Raw genomic sequence first — 22,781 nt, 5'->3', positions numbered from 1 at the left:
CATAATCCCCCTTTTCGAATAAACCTCATATGTCATCATACCATATTCAAAAACGTTCTTGGAATAACGTGTGTTCAAATTGTGAAAAAAAGATGAACGATTAATCAGCCGAGTGAATTTAAGTATTCCTCGATTTTTTGAGGGAGTTTCACGCCAAGAGGTAGCAGTCCTTCTGATCCGAAAAAGACGTTGAATTCCAAAATGTAAAATCCTTCTTCCGTCACGATGACGTCAAACGCTGCGTGATTGATAGATAACGTGTTGGCAATCGATTGAACTTCTTGGACGACGTCTTCCGGGATGTCTTCGTACGAGAAGTTAGCCCCTTGAGCGACATTGTTTAAAAAAGCCTCACTGACACGCCAATAGGCACCGACTACCTCTTCTCCAATCACGATGATGCGTAAGTCGCGATCATTCGGGATGAACTCTTGGACATAGAACGTATCATGATTCTCGACGTATTCTAACCAGTCTTGGTCATTTTTGATTAACCATACCCCTTGACCCATTGAGGATTTGGCTTTTTTGGCGACGAACGGGTAGTGGAATTCTTCCAACACGCGTTCAATCGTGTATGGGTTCTTTCCATAAATCAATGTCTTCGGAATCCGATGCGGATATGTCGCTTTAAAGGCGCGCGTCATCTCGATCTTGTCGTGCCCGAGGTGATAAGTCGCAGGTGATGGGAAGATTGCTTTATTCATCCCGTAGATGATGGAATTGACCATCCAATATTCAGGGAACAGGACGAGGTCGGCAGCGCGAACCTTATCGAGCTGATCGAAATAATATTCGGGTTTCGCATAATCCGTCTTGATACCGGCCGATCGGATCATATTAAAAGAAACTTTTTTCATACGTAGACGCATCGGTTGCGTCTGTTCACTTCCTTTCTACATGGAACGCCTTGCGGTCAACTTCAATTATAGTGTGGATTGCTTACATAGGGAAACAATTGTGGTAAAATCATGGCAGAAAGGGTGAGGGGTATGATAATCACTGAACAGACGATTGCCCTGCTCGATCAAACAGAAGAATTGACCGATTTGATTGAAGCAAGCGAATCGTTTCAAACATATATTCAAACGAAAGCGGCACGTCTCGCATCACAAGAAGCAAAGGAAATCGAGCGTGAGTTCTTGAAGATGAAAGAGGACTATGAGTATGTCCAGCGATTCGGAAAGCATCATCCGGACCACGACCGCATCAAAAAAGAGATGCATCTCATCAAACGTCGTCTCGATGTTCAGCCGGAAATCGCTGCGTTCAAAAAAGCGGAACGAAGCTTGGATAAGTTGTTAGGGGAAGTGAGTGAACTACTCGCTCATTCAGTCTCTCCTAAAATCAAGGTCCCGACCGGTAATCCATTCTTTGATGAAGGTGGATGTTCTGGTGGAGGTAGCTGCGGAGGAGGCGGAAGTTGTGGATGCGCCGTCTAAGTTGAATGAACGGATTGGCTTCGTCGTATACGTGAATTCCTTGAAACAAGTGAAAGCGTTAAGACGTTATGCGAATCTTTACTTTGTCTCAAAACGAGAGAAGTATGCGTTTCTTTATACTGACCTCGAAGGTCATGAAGCCGTACTCGAACAAGTGAAAGCATTGCCGTTTGTGGAAGCGGTCGTTCGAAGCGAACGCCCATTCATTTCCGAAACGTACGAGACAAAATCGAAATAAACAAAAAGATGAAGGTGGCATCACCTTCATCTTTTCTGCTGGAGGGAAAGACATGCGTGTCATATCTGGAGAACGAAAAGGGACCCGTTTAAAAGCGGTCCCAGGAACGGCGACACGGCCGACGACCGATAAAGTGAAGGAATCGTTATTCAACATCATCGGACCTTATTTTTCAGGCGGGAAAGCACTAGACCTGTACGCGGGCAGTGGTGGGCTCGGAATCGAGGCGTTATCACGAGGTTGTGACGAAGCTATTTTTGTCGATCGTCAACCGAAAGCCGTCCAAACGATTCAAGAGAATTTACGAGCGACCCATTATGAAGTGAAAGGGAAAGTATATCGTCAAGACGCCAAGGCGGTACTCGAACAGCTCAAGGTTCAACAGGAACAATTTAAGCTCATCTTTATGGATCCTCCATATCATGCGGAAGAACATGTGGCGTTCTTACAAATGATCGATGAGTCGAATCTCTTGATGGATATCGGCGTAATCGTCTGTGAACACGGAAGCGACGTGACGTTACCGGAACGAGTAGGACGATTTGAACGAATTAAAGAACAGCGATACTCAGATGTCATCACCATCAGTTTCTATGAGTACGCATCAGAGGAGTGACACGATGAAACGGATTGCGATTTGTCCGGGTAGCTTTGACCCCATCACGAACGGACATCTAGATATTATTGAACGAGCGGCGGCCATTTTTGACGAGGTCATTGTCGCCGTCCTTGAAAATTCAAGCAAGGCCCCATTGTTTGATGTGGAAGAACGACTGGGACTGATCCGAGACGTGACGACACATCTGCCAAACGTGTCGGCCGACGCGTTCGGTGGATTGCTTGTCGAGTACGCCGCAGAGCGGGAAGCGGCGACGATCGTCCGTGGGCTCCGTGCAGTCTCAGATTTCGAATACGAGCTTCAAATCGCATCAATTAACAAAAAATTGAATGAGAACGTCGAGACGTTGTTCATGATGACGAATAGTCAATATTCGTTCCTCAGCTCGTCAATTGTCAAAGAAGTGGCGAAATATGGGGCATCGGTCAGTGAGCTCGTACCGGAACAGGTTGAAATTGCCTTACGTAAAAAGTATCAAGTGAGTTCGGGACAATGAAATCGTTAAAGATCGGTCTCGGTTTACTCGTCACAGTTCTTCTCTTCCTGTTCGTCCCACTTCCTTACTACATCTCTTCACCCGGAGCGGCGACCTCAATTGAAGAGTTCCTGACCGTCCAAGGTGGCGAAAAAGAGGATGGGGAACTGATGATGGTGACGATCTCACAACGCCGTGCGACTCCGTTTTGGTTAGTGGAAAGTTGGGTGACCCCGTTCACGGAAGCGAATTTATCCAGTCGCTATTTATACGATGGGGAGAGTGAGGCAGACTATGAACGTCGCCAACAATTATTGATGGACTCTTCTCAACAAGCAGCAATCCAATACGCCTATCAATTAGCAGATCAAGACGTGACGGTTGATTTCGAGGGAATTTATGTATCTGCTCCGATTCCTGGGTCCCTTGCGGCCAATGTGTTGAAGCCGGGTGATGTCATCTCGGCCATCGATGGGATGTCCTTTGCCACTCGCGTCGACTTTTTGAATCGCATATCGGAATTTGAGGCGGGCGATGAAGTGGAGTTGACGATTGAACGAGACGGCGAAGAACGTGTCGTGCAAACGCTCATTCAGCCGATCGATCAAAGCGGGGATCGTGTCGGAATTGGAATCTATGAGCCACTTCCCGTTCAAGAAATCACGGCTGATCCTGAAGTCGATGTCGCTTTGACGAATGTCGGTGGTCCGTCTGCAGGATTGATGTTCACATTAGAAATTTATGATCAATTGACGCCAGGTGACTTGGCAAATGGAAAACGGATTGCCGGAACCGGAACGGTCGATGAGGAAGGGAATGTCGGACCTATCGGAGGTGCATGGCAGAAAATTGTCGCCGCCGACGAGGAAAGAGCGGAAGTCTTCTTTGTGCCGGCCGGTTCAAATTATGAAGAGGCGCTGGAATCACGAGACCGCCTAAACAGTGACATTGAAGTCGTCCCTGTCAAGACGGTCGAGGATGCGATTCGTTATTTAGAAGAGATGAACTGAGGGCGTTGCCGGTGCTCGATCAATGCATCATCTTGAAGCGGGAGTCGATATGCTTCGGTGACACGAGCTTCGAAATCGAGCCGGGCATCGAACTTACTGACGAGTGGCACGTCATCCTTCACATCTCGTAACGCAAGTCGTCCGAGATCGTTGAAGGCGAGCGGTCTCACGTAAGGGACTTCGTCAAAGCGTGTCGGTGCCTCGACTTTTAACCAGTGAAGCAGTACGGCGACGAACGCCCGCTGAATGGCGGTACGCGTGTAGCGGCGTGTCGACACGGTAGCAAGTGCACGTTCGAATGAAGGCTCGACTCCCGCCTGCTTAAGACGAGGTGCGAGAGAAGCATCAATTCCTACGAGCTCCGTCAATGTGTGGAGTGGCAAGGTTCTCAGTTTGAATTGTAAGACGGGCCAATAGTGTTCCCAATGTGTCATCGGTTGTGTCCGAAACATCGCTTCAGTCGATGCCGGAACGGCACGAACTTCACCGGTGTCTAGGTAATGAGCCCGAATACCCGTTGCCGACATGACGTCCATTAATGAAGGATCGTGATAATCAGCCCCGAGCCGTTTGACTGTATGTAACTGAATCATCTTTGCTGCTTTGGCGTAATGATAGCCCAAAATGTTGTTTGGTCGCGTCAAATCAAATGAGGGATAAACGGTCCGGAAAGCTCGACTCGAAGCTTGAGCGGACGAGTGTCCTTCATGTAATGCTTCTTGAAGCGCCTCTTTGTAACGTGACGTCTCTTCGACATGTGAACGGGCTGCATGGAGGATTGCATCTATATCCCCGCTCTCACTCCCGAACGATAGCCTCTGGCAACGGAGCTGTTCAGCAATCGAGACGGAGGCTTTAGCGAAACGGTCGGCGCGTTGGACCCCGTACTGGGTTGGTAACTCGATGACTAGATCGATTGCACCGCTCTCGACGGCAGCCTTAGCCCGTTTCCACTTGTCGAACGAGGCGGGTTCGCCCCGTTGAGTGAACTGGGCACTCATGATGGCAATCATGACATCCGCCCCGGTTTCGTGACGTGCAGTTTGCGCTTGATAATAGTGCCCGTTGTGAAACGGGTTGTACTCTGCAATAATGGCCGTCTTTTGCATGATTTACTCCTTTGCATTGTCGTATGGATTGGTGTAAGATGAGTAAGTACGCTTTGGCAAAGCGCCGTCGTCAACTGATTTTAGTGTAAAGAAAAAACATTGACAAAACAAGTTGGCCTATCTATAATTCATATTGTTGCAATTGAGGTGATTCGGATGAAATGGTCTATTGCACAGCTACTTAAGCTCCGAAACCAGGGTGACGGTTTTACAATCGATGAGATGGTAGAACTACCAGAGCTGACTCAGCTCCATCCGGATATCCGTTCGATTCGCCCGGTGCATGTGCACGGGGATGCATCGTTCACATCTAATCAAGTTACATTCAATCTGAAGATTCAAGGTGACCTGACGTTGCCAGATGCGCGAACGTTAGAAGATGTCACTTATGAATTCGATATTGAATCGCTCGAGCCTTTCTTTTTGGAGAATGGGCGTTATACGGAGCAATTCGATGACGTGAATTTGCCAGAAGGAAACACGATCAGTCTTGTACCGATTGTAAAAGAGCTCATCATGTTAGACGTCCCGATGCAAGTTTACGGGAACGAAACAGACAAAACTCAGGTTGAAGGAGAAGGCTGGACGCTTACTGACGAACAGCCCGAAGCCCAACCAAAAATTGACCCGCGTTTCGCGGGACTGGCCGACCTGTTCTCGAAAAAAGAGAACGAGGAAGGTTAACTTATCAAGGAGGTGGACAACGATGGCAGTACCATTCCGTAGAACGTCGAAAACTCGCAAACGTCTTCGTCGTACTCACTTCAAACTCAACGTACCTGGTATGAACGAGTGCCCGAACTGTGGCGAAATGAAACTTTCACACCGTGTTTGCAAATCTTGCGGACATTACAACGGTAAAGAAGTAACAAGCAAATAATGCTTGAAGGAGTGACCTGTTCTCAGGTCGCTCCTTTTTTGTTTGTCATTTTTGGGTCATGGCGAAAAGATGTGGTAAACTTTTTGTGCGAAAATAGTTCGAATAGGAGGAGGACCATGATGAACTCCATCAAACGAATTGGTATCATCGGAAACGGAGCGGTCGGATTATTGATGGCATCTTTGCTCGCAGATGATTACGACGTGACGCTCTACGGAAGAAGCGGGTCATCTGATCCACTTGTCATCACACGGACCGGCGTGACGGAAGGGACGGCACGTGTGTCGTTCCGTTCCAGTCAGACGCTTCAAGAAACGGACGAGGATCTCTTTTTTGTCACGACAAAAGCCCATCAAGTCGAGGAAGCGACGGCTCGCCTCTCGGGTAAGGTGCCCGTCTTTATTTGTTCGAATGGGATTGCCCATCTGAAATATGCGAAACGTCGAGGGTTTCATTTAGGTGTCGTCGAGCATGGGGTGACGAAGCGTGGTCATGAGGTTGAGCATCGTGGGCTCGGACGGATTCGGATTGGAAGCACATCGGTACTACACCCTCTATCATTTCAAGAGAGCCCACTTCACATTGTGTGGGAAGAAGAGATTGAGCAAGTCGTCATTGAAAAATTGTTTGCCAATGCCATCATCAATCCCATTACAGCGTTATGCCGGGTCCCGAACGGCGCACTCGCCGGCTCACCATATCGTGAAATCGCACAATCGATTTACGATGAGTTGATACCGTTGTTTGCGCAGCACGTCTCGTATTCCTACATCGAGACGATTGTCGAACGTACCGCAGAGAATCGCTCCTCGATGCTGCGCGACCTTGAAGAAGGTCGGCCGACCGAGGTGGATGCAATTTTGAAACCGGTGATTGAAAAAGCCGAACAAATGCAGATTTCTCTCACTGTCATTCCGCTATTACATAAACTGATTCTAGGAGCGAGCGCATCGTGTTAGTGTATATCGTTTCATTTCCACTCATCTTATGGTTTATGGTGTATATGATACTTAGAAAAATTATGCCGAAATCAATCAACTCATTCAAGCTCGCATGCGATGCCGGAGTCATCCTTTGGTTTTATGCATGCAGTATTTTACTTGAGGCCATCGTCGGGACAGATATGTTGCTGTTATTGCTCGCAGCGTGCTGTGCGATTTTCCCGATCAACGCGATTTGGCAGCGGATTCGTTATGAGGAAGTGCTGTTCACGAAGATGTTCGTGCATGGCTGGCGGTTACTCTTCTTGCTACTTGTCCCGACCCACGCCATTTTATTCGCAATCGGTATAGCCCAAGGCATGATTCGTTGATTGATTGAAAGGAAGTTGTTACACGTGAAGGTAGAAGCATTTGATGCGCTATATGCATCCACATCACCGATGATTCAAATCGATCATGGATATGGTCGCTGGCTCGATTATCGAGGGATGGATGAAATCGAGAAACGTGCCGAGGAGGTCTCAGGGCGCACCTATGAGCATCTGCCGGAGCTCGTCGAGATAATCAAGGGGCAACAAGAACAGTTCGGGGAACTTTCGGAAGAGTTGGAGGCGAACCTGGAGTTACTCGCTCAGCGAAAAGCGTATGTGATGGTGACGGGACAACAGGTCGGCGTATACGGAGGACCATTGTTTGCCGTATACAAACTGTTAGCGGTCATCAAACGGGCGAAGCAGGCCGAAGCGAAATTAGGGAAACCGGTCCTTCCTGTTTTCTGGATGGCGACGGAAGATCATGACTTTGCTGAAATCAACCATGTCTTCACGACACAGGCGTTTTCGAGGACGTTGAAAAAAGATGCCTTGTCATCGTTACCGCTTGCAGGAAAAGCATCGATAGGGGACTTAGAGTTCGAACGGGTAAAGCTCGAACTTGTTCAAATGGCGCAACGTCTGCTATTGAATGAAACAGAGACACCGTATACCTCGCATTTGTATCGTGAGTTGATTGACCTCATTCAAGCGAGTCGTTCGTTCGCTCATTTTTTCGGTGGCATGATGCGGCGATTCGTCGGGTCTGACTTTTTATTGTTTGACCCGCACGCGAGAGACGTACGGGATCTCGAACGACCCATGTTCCGACGTCTCATCGAGCATCATGACGCGCTTCATGAAGCGCTCGGTCATGCGTATGAAGAAGGGATGCCGTCGGTCGAATTGAACAAGGATGCGGCCCATCTGTTTTATCACGATGGAACGCGAGAGCTGCTCACAAAAGTCGATGGCGTGTTCACGACAAAGCGAGGGCATCGCTTCACTGAAAGCGAACTGCTCACAGAGATAGAGGTGCATCCGGAGCGTTTCTCAAATAACGTGGTCTCCCGTCCGCTCATGCAGGATTTCTTGTTCCCGACTCTTGGGTATGTGGCAGGTCCCGGTGAAATTGCCTACTGGCTCCAGCTTCGACCGCTCTTCCACGAGATGGGCTGGATGATGCCGCTTCTCTTGCCACGTCTTGGTGGGTTGATCGTGTCAAGAAATGATGAGAAGAAGCTTCGTCAAGAAAGCGTGACATTGGAGCAGTATATGAAGCAACCGCTTCCGGACCATGCCTTTGACGACGAAGCGTTTGAAGAAGAGCTATATGCGTACCGGACGCTCACGGAGGCCGTCAGTCATGAGGCAGGGAAACAAGGAAGACGATTTGAGGCGAAGTCGAGACATGTGCTCGAGCGATTGGCAGATGAGATGCGTGCCGAATCGAAGCGAGAACAATATCGCTTGAATGCACGACGGATTCATCTATCGACCCGACTGTTCCCGATGGATGCCCCTCAAGAACGTATCCTCTCGATGGTTCCGATATTAAATCGTCACGGACTAGATGTGTTTCAACGATTGAAACAGGCATATGAACAATCCGATTCGGAGCGATGTTTGTTCTATTTATAATCATTTTTTGGAGAGCTCTTGACATTTGTCAGGAGCTTTTTTTCGTTGTTACCTTTTTGTTTCCTCTTTTCACTAAAAACCTGTACGGACCTTGACATTTTTATGATAAAGTAAGTGTAATAAAACAGTTGAAATATGTAGGTTGAGAGGGTTTTTTGAATGTTTGAGCATGAAACGGTTTTAAAAATGGAGTCCATTGAGGGATTGAACATCAAACCAGATGGGGTATATGTCGATTGTACGTTAGGTGGAGCGGGTCATAGTGAAGAAATCGCAAAGCGTCTAACGACGGGTCAACTATATGCGTTCGACCAAGATGACGTCGCGCTCGCACATGCGAAAGAGCGATTGGCTCCTTATGAAGGCCGTGTGACGTTTATAAAGAGCAATTTCGTTCACTTGAAGGAAGAACTCGCCCAACGTGGTGTGACAAAAGTGGACGGTGTACTATTCGACCTAGGCGTTTCTTCGCCACAGCTAGATGAGGCGGAGCGCGGGTTCAGTTACAACTATGACGCACCGCTCGATATGAGAATGGACCGGTCACGGGACTTTTCAGCCTATCATGTTGTGAACGAATGGTCGTTCGGAGAACTTGCTCGTATTTTCTTTACATACGGGGAGGAAAAGTTTTCAAAGCAAATCGCACGAAAGATTGAGCAAGCCCGTGCCGATAAACCGATTGAGACGACATTCGAGCTTGTCGACTTGATTAAAGAAGCGATTCCTGCACCAGCTAGACGAAAAGGCGGACACCCGGCGAAGCGGACGTTCCAAGCGATTCGAATCGCCGTCAATGATGAGTTGAACGTATTCGACCGCGCCGTTCAAGATGCGATTGATTTACTTGCATTGAATGGACGCATCTGTGTCATCACGTTCCATTCGTTAGAAGACCGCATTTGTAAACAAGTGTTCAAAGAGCGAAGCCAGCATCCACCATTACCACCGGGGTTGCCGGTCATTCCGAAAGAATTTGAACCTGAACTCAAACTCATCACGCGTAAGCCAATCGTGGCGAGTGAGGGAGAACTTGAAGATAACCGTCGTTCACGCTCTGCTAAGTTGAGAGTGGCCGAAAAACAAAAATAACCGAGAGTGTAGGAGGGATACCTGATGCCAGAAGCTGCCCGTAAGGCGTTGCAGCCTCAAGTAACACCGAATCGAAATCCGATTCCGCAAGAACGACCAATACCTGCTCCAAAACGACGCACGTTGACCTTGTTTGAATCGATCCTGTATCCAGTGATGATTGGTTCAGTGGTCATGTTCGGTGGCATCACGGTGTCGAAGCACAATGAAGCGTATAATATTATGCGTGATACAGCAGCCGTCAATCAGCAGGTCGACGGGGTTGCAAAAGAAAACGAAGAACTAAAGTATGAAATCGCCCAATTAAGCTCGCCCGAAAGAATTTATGCGATTGCCGAGAAGCTCGGAATGAAATTCAATGAAAAGAATGTCAAGGTGATTGATTGATGAATTCTTTAAAACAGAGTAAAAAAAGAGTGGCGTGGGTAGCGATTGTCTGCTTCACCCCGCTCTTTTTATTTTTTGTCGGATGGTTCCTTTATTTATCCGTCACCCATACGTACAAAGGGGAGAACATGCTCGCATTCGCGGAAGAGCAACGGTGGAAAGCGGTCAGTACGTTAGAAGCGGAACGGGGCGAGGTGTATGATCGCTTCGGTCAACCGATTGCCATCAACATTCCATCATACCGGCTCGTTGCCGTTTTGAAACTCGGTGGTGAGCGGGTCAAAGGGAAGACGCTTATGCCCGATGAGTTCGCCGAAGCGGCAAAGCAATTGTCGACCGTGCTTCCTATGACAGAAGCCGATTTATTGAAACGGCTTGAACAAAATGCCGACCTCGGGCAGATCGAGTTCGGTGTTCCCGGTCGTGACTTGACCGTAGAACAAAAAGAAGAGATCGAAGCATTCGACCTAAACGGCATCACGTTTGTCGAGGAACCGAAGCGCTATTACCCGAACAAAGTATTTGCTTCCTCGGTAATCGGATATGCCCAGAAAATTGACCAGAACGGTCGCATCGAACTCGTCGGTGAATTAGGGATTGAAAAGTCTCTGAATGATATTTTAAGTGAATCGTACGGTCTGTATCGATTTGAGAAAGATTTGGCAGGTCGTGAACTCATATCGAGTGACGAGCAGTTGAAGATTGAACCGGAAGACGGGGCGGACGTCCAATTGACAATCGACCACAGAATCCAACAGTTGCTCGAAACGAAGATGAATGAGTTGTATGAGGAGTATGAGCCGAAACATGCGACGGCCATCATCATGGACCCGAAAACGGGAGAGATCATCGCACTATCGGACCGACCATCGTTTGATCCGAACACACGCGAGATTTCTTCGTACAGTAATTTCTCTGTTTCGTCTCGATTCGAACCTGGATCGACGATGAAGATCTTTACGCTCGCGGCAGCCATCAACGAAGGCGTGTACAATCCGAATGAGCTGTATGAATCCGGTTCATACAAATATGGCAAGACGGTCTTCAATGATTACAACATTACGGGATGGGGTACCATTCCTATGGTAGAAGGCGTCTGGCATTCGTCGAACGTAGCATTCTCGATTTTAGCGAACGAACGACTTGGTCTCAGTCGATATGAAGATTACTTTAAAGCTTTCAAGTTTGATCAGCGGACAGGAATCGATTTGCCTGGAGAGGTCAATAGTCAATTCGATTTCGAAAGTCCGATGAACGTCTTGATTACGGCATGGGGACAATCGACAGCGGTGACACCGATGCAAATTTTGCAAGCGACATCGGCCATCGCAACGGATGGGACGATGAAGCAACCGCACCTCATCAAGAAAATCGTCAACAGCGAGACCGGCGAAACGATTCGGACGACCAATCCGAAAGAAGTCGGTCAACCGATCACGGCGGAGACAGCCAAAAAGACACGTGAAGCGCTCGACGGTGTCGTCAATAGCGATGTGGGAACCGGGCAACTGTATGCATTAGACAACTATCGTGTCGTCGGAAAGACCGGTACCGCTCAAATCGCTGAGAACGGAAAATATTTGAGTGGACAGTATATTCACTCATTCGTCGGGATGGCTCCGGAAGACGATCCGGAACTTGTCATGTATATCGCGGTGGACAGACCGAACAGTGACTCGTCTACGACCGGACCACGAATCATGGCGCCACTTTTCAAAGACGTGATGGATGTCGCATTACGTTACCGGAGTGTCGAGCCTGAAAAACAAGAAAAAGCAGTCGAAGCCTCGACGAAGACAACGTCTTCGTATATCGGTCAAAATCGTGAAGAGGCAGTGAACGCATCGACGGAGAATTCCTTCAATCCGATCGTGTTAGGTGATGGAGACGAAGTGATTGCGCAGAGTCCTGTGAAAGGACAATCTTATGTCGTCGGTGAACGATTGTTGCTAAAAACGAGCGAGTCGTTTACGATGCCTACATTAAAAGGTTGGTCGTTGCGTGACGTCAAACGTTTAGCGACCCTTTATCAATTAAATTTAGAAATCGACGGTACCGGATTTGTCACATCGCAATCGATTGGCAAAGGGAAACCGGTCAAAACAGGTGCCTCCTTGAAAGTGAAATTGGAGACACCGTCGAATTAACGCACGAGATGAAGAGGGCTGCGGCTCTCTTTTCCTATGTAAGAGGAGGAAGTTTGTATGGAACAACTGACAGTTCAAAAATTGGCATCATGGTTTGGGATGGATCTACATGACGAGCGTCTCGTCGAACGGGTCGCCACAGATTCGAGAGATGCAAACGAGGCGGGTCTCTTCGTCCCCATCGTCGGGGCGCGAGTCGACGGCCATGACTACATCGAGGCGGCCGTTGAAAAGGGTGCGATTGTCACGTTCTGGGAAGAGGGTCGCCCTCAACCAGACAACCTGGTTGTCATCCCTGTGAAATCGACGGTCGAGGCATTGCAAACAGCAGCAGCCCGATATTTAGAAGAGATTAATCCGCTCGTCGTCGCCATTACGGGCTCGAATGGGAAGACGTCGACAAAAGACATGGTCGCTGTCGTGCTCGAGGAGAAGTTCAAGACGCATAAGACAGCCGGAAATTTCAACTCGGACGTCGGCTTACCACTTACCGTTCTCAGAATGCCGCGAGATACGGAAGTAGCCGTCCTCGAGATGGGGATGAACGGATTCGGTCAAATCGAGACGTTGTCAAAACTTGCTAAGCCGGATGTGGCGTTTGTGACGAATATCGGGGAGTCTCACGGTGAACAAGTCGGCGGGCGGACAGGTATCGCCAAGGCGAAACTTGAGATCAAGGCAGGTCTCAAAGCGAACGGTCGCTTGATCGTCGATGCGGATGAGCCACTTCTTTCTGGTCAAGGCTATCGCGTCGGATACGATGAAACGGCGGATGGGAAAATTGAAGTGATCGAAACGACATTTGACGCATCGATCTTTAAATACAACGGTGACTTGTATGAACTAAAGGTGCTCGGTGCCCATCAGATTCGAAACGCAGCCTATGCAATCGCGTGTGGACTTGCGTTCGGTCTCGATCATGCGATGATTCAACGTGGCCTAGACCGAATCAAGTTGACGTCGATGCGGATGGAAAAACAGATGTTCGGCGAAGCTCACCTCATTAACGATGCCTACAACGCAAGTCCGACGTCGATGATTGCAGCGATTGAGACAGTCAAGTCGCTTGAAGGATTCTCGAAGCGTGTGCTCGTCCTTGGAGATATGTACGAGTTAGGAATGGATGAACAACTGCAACACGAACAAGTCGGTGGCGCGGTGACATCTCCCGTGACCGATTGTATTCTCGTTGGAGACAAGGCAAAATGGATCGCGGATGGGATTCAAGATTCACGAGTGAACGTTAAAATGGTCCCGACGGTTGAGGAAGCGAAGGCGCTCCTTCATCATTATCAACGACCGGATACTGTGGTATTGTTAAAGGCATCTCGAGGACTGGCGCTTGAGCGTCTTGTTCAATAAATAGAGTAGTGAGGTAGCAACATGTTAATTAGTTTAATCGTATTAATCAGTTCATTATTAAGTGTCTTGATCGTGATGCCGCGAGCCATCCCAGCATTGCGTCAATTAAAGTTCGGACAAGAGATTCGTGATGAAGGTCCAGGTTGGCACCAGAAGAAGTCGGGTACACCGACGATGGGTGGGATTGTCATCCTGCTCGCCATCCTCGTCGGATTCATCGTATCCGTCATCTTCGGCGAAGCGGTCGCAGGATTCGGTACCCTTCTATTCGTTACGATGGCATTCGGTGTCATCGGTTTCTTGGATGACTACATCAAAGTCGTCAATAAACGAAACCTCGGATTGACGTCCCTTCAGAAGTTGATCGGTCAAATCGTGGTATCGGTATTGTTTGCATGGTTCTTGTCACTCGGAGGAGACCTCGATACATCAATCTCGATCCCGTTCACGTCGATTTCGTTCGATACTGGATGGTTCTATATCGTCATCGTCATCTTCTGGCTCGTCGGATTCTCAAACGCTGTCAACTTGACGGATGGATTAGACGGACTCGTCTCGTTCTCGGCCATCCCGACGTTCACATTCTTTGGGATTTACGCCCTTACACAAGATGAACTTGGGATTGCTTGGTTCGCGTTTGGGGTCGTCGGTGCCTTGATCGGGTTCCTAGTCTTCAATAAGTATCCGGCTAAAATCTTCATGGGGGACACCGGTTCGCTCGCACTAGGCGGAGCCGTCGCTGGACTCGCTTTGATGTTGAAGCTCGAATTACTTCTCGTCTTCGTCGGCATCATCTTCGTCATCGAGACGTTGAGCGTCATCTTGCAAGTCATCTCGTTTAAAACGACGGGGAAACGACTCTTCAAGATGAGTCCGATCCATCACCACTTCGAAATGGTCGGGTGGTCAGAATGGCGCATCGTACTCACGTTCGGAGGCATCAGTTTAATTACAGCAGGTTTATCATTACTACTCATGTAAAAGGGTGAGACAGATGGAAAAGCAATGGCACGGTAAAAAAGTTCTTGTCCTCGGTGCTGCGAAGAGCGGTATTGCGGCGGCGACATATCTGCATCATGCGGGAGCAGATGTGACGATCAATACGGGGAATATCCCTCCGGAAGACGAACAGGAAAAAATTCAGGCTCTCGGGATTCAATCGGTGTTTAACGAGCATCCCCTCGCTCTGTTGAATGAGACAGAGGTGATTGTCAAAAACCCAGGCATCCCGTATCAGATTCCATTGCTTCAGGAAGCGATGTCTCGTCATATCCCGATCTATACTGAAGTGGAACTTGCTTATTTAGCAACGGAGGCGGAATTTGTTGCCATCACTGGCTCAAATGGGAAAACGACAACCACGACACTCGTCTATGAATTGCTCAAAGGTGGGGAGCGTCCGGTGCATCTTGCGGGAAACATCGGATTCCCTGCGATTGAAGTGGCGTCTCAGGCGAAGGCGGGCGATTTGATTGTGATTGAATTGTCGAGTTTTCAATTGATGGGGATTGAGTCGTTTCATCCTCGCTCGGCGGCACTACTCAATCTATCGGAAGCTCATTTGGACTATCATGGGGATTTTGATGCGTATGCGGATGCAAAAGGAAACTTGTTCCGTCGAATGACGAATGCAGATCAAATCGTCGTGAAAGTGACAGATCCGGAAGTGATGAAACGTGTCCCGGGAGAGATTGAACCGACTACGTTCAGCTTTGACCGGGGTGACGCTTCTGTCGTCGATGGATGGGTCACGGTTCGTGGTGAAAAAATCATGCCGGTAAATGAGTTGGCATTAGGCGGGGCGCACAACGTGGAAAATGTATTGGCTGCACTACTCTTAGTGGAACCATTCGCTATTCCACGTACGCATATCGAACGTGTGTTACGAAACTTCGGTGGCGTCGCGCATCGGACCGAGAGTCTCGGTGATGTGCTCGGACGTGCCGTCTACAATGATTCGAAAGCGACGAACAACGTGGCGGCGGAAGCTGCGTTACGTGGATTTGACGCCCCAATCGTCTGGCTTTGTGGTGGTCTCGAGCGTGGTGCGGACTTATCTTCGCTCGCCCCGGCTCTCTCAAACGTAAAAGCTGTCATCGCGTATGGTGAGACGAAAGAGCGTTTTAAAGAGCTCGGCGAGTCCCGACAGATTCCATCTTTCACCGTCGAGACGTTGGCAGACGCCGTTCCGCTCGCGTTTGAGCAATCCGAGACGGGAGACGTCATCTTACTCTCACCCGCTTGTGCTAGCTGGGATCAATTTAAAACGTTTGAAGAACGAGGCGAGCAGTTCGTTCAACTCGTCCGTTCATATGAGGAGGCGAACCGATGAAAATCATGATTTCTGGTGGTGGTACCGGTGGTCATATTTATCCGGCACTCGCATTGATTGAAACGCTAAAAAAACGTCACCCGGATTTACAGGTACAATACATCGGGACGGAGAATGGGTTAGAAGCTGATCTCGTACCGCGAGCCGGTGTCCCGTTCAAGTCGATTCAAATCGCAGGTCTGAAGCGTTCCCTTTCACTCGAGAACGTGAAGACAGCCTACTGGTTTTTGAAAGCCGTTCGGGCATTGAAAAAAGACATGGCGGCGTTTAAGCCGGACGTCGTGATTGGGACGGGTGGTTTCGTATCCGGCCCCGTCGTCTATACGGCACAACAGCTTGGGATCCCCACGATTCTGCATGAACAAAACAGTATCCCGGGATTAACTAACAAATTCTTATCGAAGAAAGCCGATCGGGTTGCCCTCTCGTTCAAAGGCTCAGATGTCCATTTCCCGGGTGCGAACGTTCGCTTGATTGGAAACCCGCGTGGTAGCGAAGTCTTGCAAACGGAAGTCGATGAGGCGTCCGTCCGCGAACAGTATCGTTTAGATGACCGTCCGATCGTCTTGGTGTATGGTGGGAGCCGCGGAGCCGAGGCAATCAACCGAGCGGTCGTGGAAGCGATCCCGTCGCTCTCAGAATTGCCAATCAACGTCCTTTACGTCACGGGGAAAGTGCATTTCGATGCGGTGTCGAAACAGGCGCCATCTTCTGATAATGTACACATCCATCCATACGTGTACGATATGCCATCTTTACTCGCCTGTACGTCACTCGTCATCTCACGAGCTGGCGCTTCGACGATTTCAGAATTGACCGCCATTGGTTTACCGAGCATTTTGGTACCTAGTCCGTACGTGACAGCTGACCATCAAACGAAAAATGCTTCGGCCCTCGTCGAGAACGGGGCGGCCATCCTTTTGAAAGAAGAGGCGTTGACGGGTGTTACGCTCGTAGAAGCGATTCGTCAAGCACTCGAACAGCGTGATGAGATGGCGAACGCATCGCGTGCACTCGGTTTCCCGGACGCGTCAGATGCATTGGCCGACCTGGTAGAAGAAGTCATTCAATAAAGGAGTAGAACCCGATGGAACCAAGCCAACAAACGGTACGTAGTCTCGAAGACCGTATTCCATACATGAAAAAACAACGGCGTAAAAAAGCGAACCGTCGGATGTTCTCTGTACTCTCACTGTTTGGAATTCTCATCCTACTCGTGGTCTACATGCAGACTTCGATGTCGAACGTGAAAGAAGTGAAGGTATCGGGTCTTTACTGGTTAGAAGAAACGTACGTGTTTCAGGACATGAAGCTCGATTCATCGACGAAGTTTGTCAGTCTGTCCCCAAACAAGATGAGTGAACAGATGGAAAAGTTGCCTGGTGTCAAACGGGTAGAAATCGATCGTTCTTGGTATAACAAGGTTCAAATCACCGTGACAGAAGAGAAAATGATCGCTTATGCGAAAGCGGAAAAAGGAGATGTCGTCGTGTTAGCCGACGGTTCACTCCATCCGACCGGAGCCATCACCGATCCGCAAAAGCTAAAGGACGGACCACTCTTACGAGAGTTCAACACAGAAGAAGAACTCGAAAAGATCGCAAGTGAACTCGAGCGGGTCGATGATGCGACACGGGCTCGTATGTCAGAAGTGATTTTATCGAAACGAAAAGATGAGCCGACGCGATACGAGATTTTTATGAACGATGGCAACACGTTACTCACACCGACATTGAAGTTAAGCGAGACCGTATCAAAGTATGGAGAAATTTATGAAAACATCCCGAAAGGTGAGCGTGGGACAGTCGTCATGGATGGTGGTTTTTATTTTGTTCCATACAAGAAAACGAATGAATAATCAGTTATATTACAGTCCTTAGACACATAAGGGCTGTTTTTTTGTCGTTTGTAAACGAATTGATAACGCGAAACCGCTTAAATTGTAGGATTCTACCTTTTCTCACTATCTTATTTGTTGTAAACTTAGACGTGAGATATCTTGTCGAAACCAACAATTTTTTTGGATATCTGTATATGTGTCAAGCAATTGGAACAGAAAAATTATAGAGCGGAGGTGTTTCCCTTTTGGAAGCGAATGGTTATGTGGCCGCATTAGATATTGGAACGTCAGAGATTAAGCTCGTCGTCGGTGAATTGCTCGGCGGAACGCTTAATATTTTGGCAGAAGGGTGTGCACCGTCTGCGGGTGTAAAACGTGGCGCTGTCGTAGACATCGATAAAACAGTCCAAGCGATCAAACAGGCCGTTGAGCATGCTGAGACATCGCTAGGTGATCAAATTCGATCAGTATACGTTGCCATCGAAGGGGAGCATATCCAAATTGCCCCATGTCATGGAATTGCATCCGTGAAGCGAGAAGATCAAGAAATTACCGACGCAGACGTGATGGAAGTCATCAACTCGGCACAAGTGATGCGATTACCGGACGAGATGAGTGTCATCGATGTGATCCCATCTTCATTCACGGTTGATCAGCAAACCGGCGTTGTCGATCCACGGGGCATGTTAGGCTATCGACTTGAGATGCACGGGAAAATGGTGACCGGGTCGAAGACCATTTTACATAGTATTCGTCGTTCGATTGAACGGGCAGGATTACAACTCGAAGGTTTTATTCTAGGAAACCTTGCCCTCGGTATGAGCGCAGCTTCTGTAGATGAAATCGATTTAGGAATCGGGCTTGTCGATGTCGGACATGAAAAGACGACGGTCTCCGTATTTTATCGGGGAGATCTCGTCTACTCGTATATCCTCCCGGTCGGTGGAGATCATATGACGAGAGACTTGGTCTATAAACTCAATTGTAAATATCAAGACGCCAAAGTGGCGAAAGAAGAATATGGTCTCGCTCTTGAAGAAATGGCTGATGAGACAGAAGGTTTCTCCTACACGAACATCAATGGGGAAGTGGCGTTCGAACCACAGTCAGAAATTAGCTACGTTTTAGAAGCGAGAATAGAGGAAATGTTTACCCTTATGTTGAATAAGGTTCAAAAAGTAGGTGTTCCGATGCTGAATGGCGGATACTTACTTTGCGGTGGGGCAGCTGCTCTACCTGGTATTCAGGAGTTGGCGACTCGTATTATGGGCCAAAAGACGAGATTGTATCAACCATCGTCGATTGGTGTCAGACATCCAAAATACGCGACAGCCGTCGGCGTGTTGAAATATGTCTTGATGAGTGATCATCACGTTTCGAAATCTCAGCTTGAAAAACCGGAAGTTCGCCAGGAAACACTTCACAAGAAGCCGGAAGCGACCGATATTCATGTAGGAGAGAACGAATACGAGAGCGATCAAGAGTCGAAAAAAGGGTTTAGTCGTTTGATGGAAAAATTATTTGGCGTTTAAGCTGACGATGTAATACAACTTGGAAAATACGTAGGGGGATACCTGAATGATGTACTTTGATGAGGCGATTGACGCCGTAGCGAAAATTAAAGTAATTGGAGTCGGTGGCGGCGGGTCAAACGCCGTTAACCGCATGATTGAACATGGGGTACAAGGAGTCGAGTTCATCGCAGTCAACACGGATGCACAAGCGTTGAACATGTCGAAAGCCGACGTGAAGCTTCAGCTTGGTGCAAAATTGACACGTGGTCTCGGTGCAGGTGCGAACCCGGATATCGGTAAAAAAGCGGCTGAAGAAAGCCGCGAACAGTTGATTGAAGCACTTGACGGTGCGGACATGGTGTTCGTCACGGCTGGGATGGGTGGCGGAACCGGAACAGGTGCCGCTCCAGTCATCGCCGAGATTTCAAAAGAAATCGGCGCACTCACGGTCGGTGTCGTGACGAAACCGTTCATGTTCGAAGGACGGAAGCGTATGCAACACGCACAGCACGGCATTCAAGCGTTCAAAGAAAAAGTAGATACCCTCATTGTGATTCCGAACGATAAGCTCCTTGAAATCGTGGAACGCAACACACCGATGATCGAAGCGTTCCGTGAAGCGGATAACGTCCTCCGTCAAGGTGTACAGGGGATCACGGACTTGATTGCCATCCCGGGTCTCATTAACCTCGACTTCGCGGACGTGAAAACGATCATGACGGAGAAAGGGTCTGCCCTCATGGGTGTCGGTGTCGCGACAGGTGAAAACCGTGCCGTTGAAGCAGCGAAGAAAGCCATTTCGTCACCACTTCTCGAATCTTCAATCGAAGGTGCGAAAGGTGTCTTGATGAACATCACTGGTGGACTTAGCCTCAGCTTGTTCGAAGTGACAGAGGCGGCTCAAATCGTTCAAAGTGCGGCCGATGAAGAAGTGAACTTGATCTTCGGTTCGGTCATCAACGAAAACTTGAACGATGAGATCATCGTCACCGTGATTGCAACTGAATTCGCTGAAGAAGCACAAGGGACGAACCCGTTCCTTCAGCAGCCGAAAAAACAGCCTGAGGTTGAGAACAAGGAACCCCAACCAAAAGCAAATGAAGCGGCTCAACAAGACGAAGGGAACTTCCATCGCCCAGTGTATGGAGGAGACGTCCCAGACGAGACGATCAACATCCCTGCGTTTGTGAGACAACGCCGTAACTAAACAACTAGGGGTGCCGGTACTCGGCATCCCTTTTTCTAAAAGGAGAGACCGATGCAACTGCTACATACTTGGGAAACCGAAACAACCCGTTATCATGCTTACGTGACGACACGAATAGATGGACACAATGCGGGAAACATCGGACTGCACGTGGGCGATGAAATCGACCGCGTCGTCGAAAATCGGCAACAGTTCTTTCAACAAGCCGGGCTCGCGTTAGAGGACTCCGTGTGGGCGGATCAAGTGCACGGCACAGCGGTCCAGGTCGTCGATTCGTCGGACAAAGGTAAGGGTGCGTTCCGATATGAAGAGGCGATCCCGAAAACAGACGGTCTTCTCACGACCGAAGACGCGTTACCGTTAGCCCTCGTCTTTGCTGACTGTGTACCGCTCTTCTTCTGTGCGAAAAATCATGGGGTCATCGGCATCGCTCATGCCGGGTGGAAGGGGACGGTCGGAAACATCGTCAAGACTATGATGCAGACGTTTGCTGAGAAAGGAATCGAGGCGACCGATGTGGACATGCTCGTCGGTCCGTCCATCTCAGGAGATGACTACGAGGTCGATGGTCGTGTCCTGCAGGCCGTCAAGGACGTTTCGCCGATTGCATATGAACGGGCAGTGCGAAACGAGTCGAGAGAGCACGCCCTCTTGTCCCTTCAAACCGTCAATGAAGTATTGGCAAAAGAACATGACACTGCGGTCATGCAATCGAATTTAACGACTGGCGCGGACAGCCCGTTTTTCTCCTATCGAGACGGAGAGACGAAACGTCGGTTTGCGGCAGTCATCGTCAAGGAGCGAAAATCGTGAGTATTTCAGATAATGTAAAACAAGTTCAATCCATCATTTCATCACACGTTCAAGAAGTTGAGCCGACACTCATCGCCGTCACGAAATCCGTAGGCGTAGATGTGGCCAACGCTCTTTACGCAGAAGGAATTCGTGATTTCGGAGAAAACCGTCCGGATTCACTGCTCGAGAAAGTTGAAGGGATGCCGAAGGATGTCAGATTTCATTTTATCGGTACGTTACAAACACGAAAAGTGAGACAAATCATTGATTACGTCGCGGCCATCCACTCTCTTGACCGGTTGTCTCTCGCAGCAGAGATTGACAAGCGCGCGAGCCGAACCATCGATTGTTTCGTTCAAGTGAACACGTCAGGAGAAGATTCAAAACATGGTCTCGAAATAGAGGAAGTCGTGCCCTTCATCGAGAACTGTAAACAGTATCCTCATATTCGAATCATCGGGTTGATGACGATGGCACCATTCACTGAAGAAGAGTCAACACTTCGTGAAACGTTCCGCCGTCTCCGTCATCTACGTGATGAAGTGAAGGCAAATGCGTATGAACACGCACCATGCACGGAGCTGTCGATGGGGATGTCAAACGATTATCCAATCGCGATTGAAGAAGGCGCATCGTTTGTTCGTATTGGTACCGTACTTGTGCAATAATATATCTTAAGGAGGAATCCGTTATGTCAATCAAAAACAAAATGAAAGATTTCTTTGGACTCGAAGAAGATCCGAACAGCACATATGAAGAAGAAGAGTATACTGTCGCAAATGCAGCAGCTCCTTCTACAACCGAAACATCTGTCGTCAGACAGGATGATCGTCCAAAATCAGCGAATAATCTCGTGGCATTAAATACTAAAAAGAAAGACCGTTCAAAAGTCGTATTGGCTGAGCCGCGTGTGTTCGCTGAGGCGCAAGACATTAGCGATCATTTGAAAGAAAACCGTGCTGTCATCGTCAACCTTCAGCGCATGTCAAAAGAGCAATCGCGTCAAGTCGTCAACTTCCTCTCAGGTGTCGTATACGCCCTTGAGGGATCGATGACTTCGATTGGACATAACACGATTCTGTGTACTCCGAACAACGTCGAATTGACTGGTTCAATCTCAAACTTGATATCGGAGGATGAACTTCACAGTAAAGGGTGGTAACTGAATGGAAAACGTAATCCCTGCCTTAGGCAACACGTTGAGCGATCTACTTGGTATCTATAGTTGGGTCCTCATCGGCTATATTTTATTATCATGGTTCCCGAACGCACGCGAATCTAAATTTGGTCAAATCTTATCGTTTTTGTGTGAACCGTTCTTGGCGCCGTTTCGCCGGATCATCCCACCGATTGGTGGGATGCTTGATATCTCCCCAATCGTTGCGCTGTTCGTGCTTCGTATGGCCCAAGCCGGAATCGCTGCGATCTTTGGGTGACGT

Annotated in this window: 26 protein-coding genes; 24 read left to right on the top strand and 2 right to left on the bottom strand. The window is 48.6% G+C overall.

Annotated elements, in window-relative coordinates; translation table 11 throughout:
• Window positions 1-104: 104 nt before the first annotated feature.
• A complete protein-coding gene (locus KNO69_RS08520) occupies window positions 105-860 on the bottom strand; it encodes an ATP-grasp domain-containing protein (RefSeq protein ID WP_240499802.1) in 756 nt (251 codons plus the stop codon).
• A gap of 132 nt (window positions 861-992) precedes the next feature.
• Here KNO69_RS08520 and KNO69_RS08515 point away from each other — a divergent pair, with 132 nt between their 5' ends.
• The 5 genes from KNO69_RS08515 to KNO69_RS08495 are packed head-to-tail and all read left to right on the top strand — an operon-like array spanning window position 993 to window position 3,784.
• Window positions 993-1,442 carry a YlbF/YmcA family competence regulator gene (locus KNO69_RS08515; protein ID WP_015881293.1) on the top strand — a complete coding sequence of 150 codons (450 nt, stop codon included), beginning with the start codon at window positions 993-995 and terminating at the stop codon, window positions 1,440-1,442.
• A complete protein-coding gene (locus KNO69_RS08510) occupies window positions 1,426-1,680 on the top strand; it encodes a YlbG family protein (RefSeq protein ID WP_143406649.1) in 255 nt (84 codons plus the stop codon). Before KNO69_RS08515 ends, KNO69_RS08510 begins: the two co-directional genes overlap by 17 nt.
• A gap of 52 nt (window positions 1,681-1,732) precedes the next feature.
• Window positions 1,733-2,296 (top strand): 16S rRNA (guanine(966)-N(2))-methyltransferase RsmD, encoded by a 564-nt coding sequence (gene rsmD / locus KNO69_RS08505; RefSeq protein WP_214684548.1) that lies wholly within the window; start codon window positions 1,733-1,735, stop codon window positions 2,294-2,296.
• A 4-nt stretch (window positions 2,297-2,300) separates the two neighbouring features.
• Window positions 2,301-2,795 (top strand): pantetheine-phosphate adenylyltransferase, encoded by a 495-nt coding sequence (gene coaD, locus KNO69_RS08500; RefSeq protein ID WP_015881296.1) that lies wholly within the window; start codon window positions 2,301-2,303, stop codon window positions 2,793-2,795.
• A complete protein-coding gene (locus KNO69_RS08495; protein WP_214817367.1) occupies window positions 2,792-3,784 on the top strand; it encodes a SepM family pheromone-processing serine protease in 993 nt (330 codons plus the stop codon). Before coaD ends, KNO69_RS08495 begins: the two co-directional genes overlap by 4 nt.
• Here KNO69_RS08495 and KNO69_RS08490 read toward each other — a convergent pair.
• A complete protein-coding gene (locus KNO69_RS08490) occupies window positions 3,763-4,893 on the bottom strand; it encodes a tRNA(Met) cytidine acetate ligase (RefSeq protein ID WP_214817365.1) in 1,131 nt (376 codons plus the stop codon). The two genes, KNO69_RS08495 and KNO69_RS08490, sit on opposite strands and share 22 nt — an antisense overlap.
• 156 nt (window positions 4,894-5,049) lie before the next feature.
• Between KNO69_RS08490 and KNO69_RS08485 the strand changes: the two genes are divergently transcribed.
• The 19 genes from KNO69_RS08485 (at window position 5,050) to KNO69_RS08395 (ending at window position 22,778) form a co-directional block, all read left to right on the top strand.
• On the top strand, window positions 5,050-5,577 hold the full coding sequence (locus tag KNO69_RS08485; protein WP_015881299.1) for a YceD family protein: 528 nt from the start codon (window positions 5,050-5,052) through the stop codon (window positions 5,575-5,577).
• A gap of 22 nt (window positions 5,578-5,599) precedes the next feature.
• Window positions 5,600-5,773: a 50S ribosomal protein L32 gene (rpmF, locus tag KNO69_RS08480; RefSeq protein ID WP_015881300.1), complete on the top strand. Its 174-nt coding sequence runs from the start codon at window positions 5,600-5,602 to the stop codon at window positions 5,771-5,773.
• Between the two features lie 116 nt (window positions 5,774-5,889).
• The gene (locus tag KNO69_RS08475) at window positions 5,890-6,732 is read left to right on the top strand and encodes a ketopantoate reductase family protein (protein WP_214817362.1); all 843 of its coding nucleotides are present in this window, start codon (window positions 5,890-5,892) and stop codon (window positions 6,730-6,732) included.
• Entirely contained in the window at window positions 6,726-7,085 is a 360-nt protein-coding gene (locus KNO69_RS08470) for a DUF3397 domain-containing protein (protein ID WP_047795445.1), read from the top strand. Before KNO69_RS08475 ends, KNO69_RS08470 begins: the two co-directional genes overlap by 7 nt.
• A 24-nt stretch (window positions 7,086-7,109) precedes the next feature.
• Window positions 7,110-8,666, top strand: a complete 1,557-nt coding sequence (gene bshC / locus KNO69_RS08465; protein WP_214817359.1) for a bacillithiol biosynthesis cysteine-adding enzyme BshC — start codon at window positions 7,110-7,112, stop codon at window positions 8,664-8,666.
• Window positions 8,667-8,825: 159 nt separating this feature from the next.
• Window positions 8,826-9,758: a 16S rRNA (cytosine(1402)-N(4))-methyltransferase RsmH gene (gene rsmH, locus KNO69_RS08460; RefSeq protein ID WP_078146645.1), complete on the top strand. Its 933-nt coding sequence runs from the start codon at window positions 8,826-8,828 to the stop codon at window positions 9,756-9,758.
• A gap of 24 nt (window positions 9,759-9,782) precedes the next feature.
• Window positions 9,783-10,145 (top strand): cell division protein FtsL, encoded by a 363-nt coding sequence (gene ftsL / locus KNO69_RS08455; protein WP_015881305.1) that lies wholly within the window; start codon window positions 9,783-9,785, stop codon window positions 10,143-10,145.
• On the top strand, window positions 10,145-12,292 hold the full coding sequence (locus tag KNO69_RS08450) for a penicillin-binding protein (protein ID WP_214691088.1): 2,148 nt from the start codon (window positions 10,145-10,147) through the stop codon (window positions 12,290-12,292). Before ftsL ends, KNO69_RS08450 begins: the two co-directional genes overlap by 1 nt.
• Window positions 12,293-12,349: 57 nt before the next feature.
• Window positions 12,350-13,654: a UDP-N-acetylmuramoyl-tripeptide--D-alanyl-D-alanine ligase gene (locus KNO69_RS08445; protein ID WP_214817356.1), complete on the top strand. Its 1,305-nt coding sequence runs from the start codon at window positions 12,350-12,352 to the stop codon at window positions 13,652-13,654.
• A 21-nt stretch (window positions 13,655-13,675) separates the two neighbouring features.
• The gene (gene mraY, locus KNO69_RS08440) at window positions 13,676-14,635 is read left to right on the top strand and encodes a phospho-N-acetylmuramoyl-pentapeptide-transferase (RefSeq protein WP_214687895.1); all 960 of its coding nucleotides are present in this window, start codon (window positions 13,676-13,678) and stop codon (window positions 14,633-14,635) included.
• A 13-nt stretch (window positions 14,636-14,648) separates the two neighbouring features.
• The gene (gene murD / locus KNO69_RS08435; protein WP_078146649.1) at window positions 14,649-15,986 is read left to right on the top strand and encodes a UDP-N-acetylmuramoyl-L-alanine--D-glutamate ligase; all 1,338 of its coding nucleotides are present in this window, start codon (window positions 14,649-14,651) and stop codon (window positions 15,984-15,986) included.
• Window positions 15,983-17,059 (top strand): undecaprenyldiphospho-muramoylpentapeptide beta-N-acetylglucosaminyltransferase, encoded by a 1,077-nt coding sequence (murG, locus tag KNO69_RS08430; protein WP_214684531.1) that lies wholly within the window; start codon window positions 15,983-15,985, stop codon window positions 17,057-17,059. Before murD ends, murG begins: the two co-directional genes overlap by 4 nt.
• Window positions 17,060-17,073: 14 nt before the next feature.
• Window positions 17,074-17,844 (top strand): cell division protein FtsQ/DivIB, encoded by a 771-nt coding sequence (locus KNO69_RS08425; protein WP_015881311.1) that lies wholly within the window; start codon window positions 17,074-17,076, stop codon window positions 17,842-17,844.
• 227 nt (window positions 17,845-18,071) lie between these two features.
• A complete protein-coding gene (gene ftsA / locus KNO69_RS08420; protein ID WP_078146652.1) occupies window positions 18,072-19,358 on the top strand; it encodes a cell division protein FtsA in 1,287 nt (428 codons plus the stop codon).
• A 46-nt stretch (window positions 19,359-19,404) separates the two neighbouring features.
• Entirely contained in the window at window positions 19,405-20,547 is a 1,143-nt protein-coding gene (ftsZ, locus tag KNO69_RS08415; RefSeq protein ID WP_015881313.1) for a cell division protein FtsZ, read from the top strand.
• A gap of 51 nt (window positions 20,548-20,598) precedes the next feature.
• Window positions 20,599-21,360 (top strand): peptidoglycan editing factor PgeF, encoded by a 762-nt coding sequence (pgeF, locus tag KNO69_RS08410; RefSeq protein WP_214817353.1) that lies wholly within the window; start codon window positions 20,599-20,601, stop codon window positions 21,358-21,360.
• Window positions 21,357-22,010 carry a YggS family pyridoxal phosphate-dependent enzyme gene (locus KNO69_RS08405; RefSeq protein WP_078146654.1) on the top strand — a complete coding sequence of 218 codons (654 nt, stop codon included), beginning with the start codon at window positions 21,357-21,359 and terminating at the stop codon, window positions 22,008-22,010. The genes pgeF and KNO69_RS08405 overlap by 4 nt, the downstream gene beginning before the upstream one ends.
• Before the next feature lie 23 nt (window positions 22,011-22,033).
• Window positions 22,034-22,504, top strand: coding sequence for a cell division protein SepF (locus KNO69_RS08400; protein WP_078146655.1), 471 nt, complete (start codon window positions 22,034-22,036; stop codon window positions 22,502-22,504).
• 4 nt (window positions 22,505-22,508) lie between these two features.
• A complete protein-coding gene (locus KNO69_RS08395; RefSeq protein ID WP_015881317.1) occupies window positions 22,509-22,778 on the top strand; it encodes a YggT family protein in 270 nt (89 codons plus the stop codon).
• The last annotated feature ends 3 nt before the right edge of the window (window positions 22,779-22,781 follow it).

The sequence above is a fragment of the Exiguobacterium sp. s131 genome (assembly GCF_018617345.1).
Classification (GTDB): Bacteria; Bacillota; Bacilli; order Exiguobacteriales; family Exiguobacteriaceae; genus Exiguobacterium; species Exiguobacterium profundum.
Note: the sequence above shows the minus strand (reverse complement) of the source record. Positions and strands in the feature narration are given on the sequence as shown.

What these genes read in the sequence shown, in the direction of transcription:
- KNO69_RS08520 (WP_240499802.1), bottom strand. Translation starts at nt 860, where the DNA reads ATGAAAAAAGTTTCTTTTAATATGATCCGATCGGCCGGTATCAAGACG.
- KNO69_RS08515 (WP_015881293.1), top strand. Translation starts at nt 993, where the DNA reads ATGATAATCACTGAACAGACGATTGCCCTGCTCGATCAAACAGAAGAA.
- rsmD (WP_214684548.1), top strand. Translation starts at nt 1,733, where the DNA reads ATGCGTGTCATATCTGGAGAACGAAAAGGGACCCGTTTAAAAGCGGTC.
- coaD (WP_015881296.1), top strand. Translation starts at nt 2,301, where the DNA reads ATGAAACGGATTGCGATTTGTCCGGGTAGCTTTGACCCCATCACGAAC.
- KNO69_RS08495 (WP_214817367.1), top strand. Translation starts at nt 2,792, where the DNA reads ATGAAATCGTTAAAGATCGGTCTCGGTTTACTCGTCACAGTTCTTCTC.
- KNO69_RS08490 (WP_214817365.1), bottom strand. Translation starts at nt 4,893, where the DNA reads ATGCAAAAGACGGCCATTATTGCAGAGTACAACCCGTTTCACAACGGG.
- KNO69_RS08485 (WP_015881299.1), top strand. Translation starts at nt 5,050, where the DNA reads ATGAAATGGTCTATTGCACAGCTACTTAAGCTCCGAAACCAGGGTGAC.
- rpmF (WP_015881300.1), top strand. Translation starts at nt 5,600, where the DNA reads ATGGCAGTACCATTCCGTAGAACGTCGAAAACTCGCAAACGTCTTCGT.
- KNO69_RS08475 (WP_214817362.1), top strand. Translation starts at nt 5,890, where the DNA reads ATGATGAACTCCATCAAACGAATTGGTATCATCGGAAACGGAGCGGTC.
- rsmH (WP_078146645.1), top strand. Translation starts at nt 8,826, where the DNA reads ATGTTTGAGCATGAAACGGTTTTAAAAATGGAGTCCATTGAGGGATTG.
- ftsL (WP_015881305.1), top strand. Translation starts at nt 9,783, where the DNA reads ATGCCAGAAGCTGCCCGTAAGGCGTTGCAGCCTCAAGTAACACCGAAT.
- KNO69_RS08450 (WP_214691088.1), top strand. Translation starts at nt 10,145, where the DNA reads ATGAATTCTTTAAAACAGAGTAAAAAAAGAGTGGCGTGGGTAGCGATT.
- KNO69_RS08445 (WP_214817356.1), top strand. Translation starts at nt 12,350, where the DNA reads ATGGAACAACTGACAGTTCAAAAATTGGCATCATGGTTTGGGATGGAT.
- mraY (WP_214687895.1), top strand. Translation starts at nt 13,676, where the DNA reads ATGTTAATTAGTTTAATCGTATTAATCAGTTCATTATTAAGTGTCTTG.
- murD (WP_078146649.1), top strand. Translation starts at nt 14,649, where the DNA reads ATGGAAAAGCAATGGCACGGTAAAAAAGTTCTTGTCCTCGGTGCTGCG.
- murG (WP_214684531.1), top strand. Translation starts at nt 15,983, where the DNA reads ATGAAAATCATGATTTCTGGTGGTGGTACCGGTGGTCATATTTATCCG.
- KNO69_RS08425 (WP_015881311.1), top strand. Translation starts at nt 17,074, where the DNA reads ATGGAACCAAGCCAACAAACGGTACGTAGTCTCGAAGACCGTATTCCA.
- ftsZ (WP_015881313.1), top strand. Translation starts at nt 19,405, where the DNA reads ATGATGTACTTTGATGAGGCGATTGACGCCGTAGCGAAAATTAAAGTA.
- pgeF (WP_214817353.1), top strand. Translation starts at nt 20,599, where the DNA reads ATGCAACTGCTACATACTTGGGAAACCGAAACAACCCGTTATCATGCT.
- KNO69_RS08400 (WP_078146655.1), top strand. Translation starts at nt 22,034, where the DNA reads ATGTCAATCAAAAACAAAATGAAAGATTTCTTTGGACTCGAAGAAGAT.
- KNO69_RS08395 (WP_015881317.1), top strand. Translation starts at nt 22,509, where the DNA reads ATGGAAAACGTAATCCCTGCCTTAGGCAACACGTTGAGCGATCTACTT.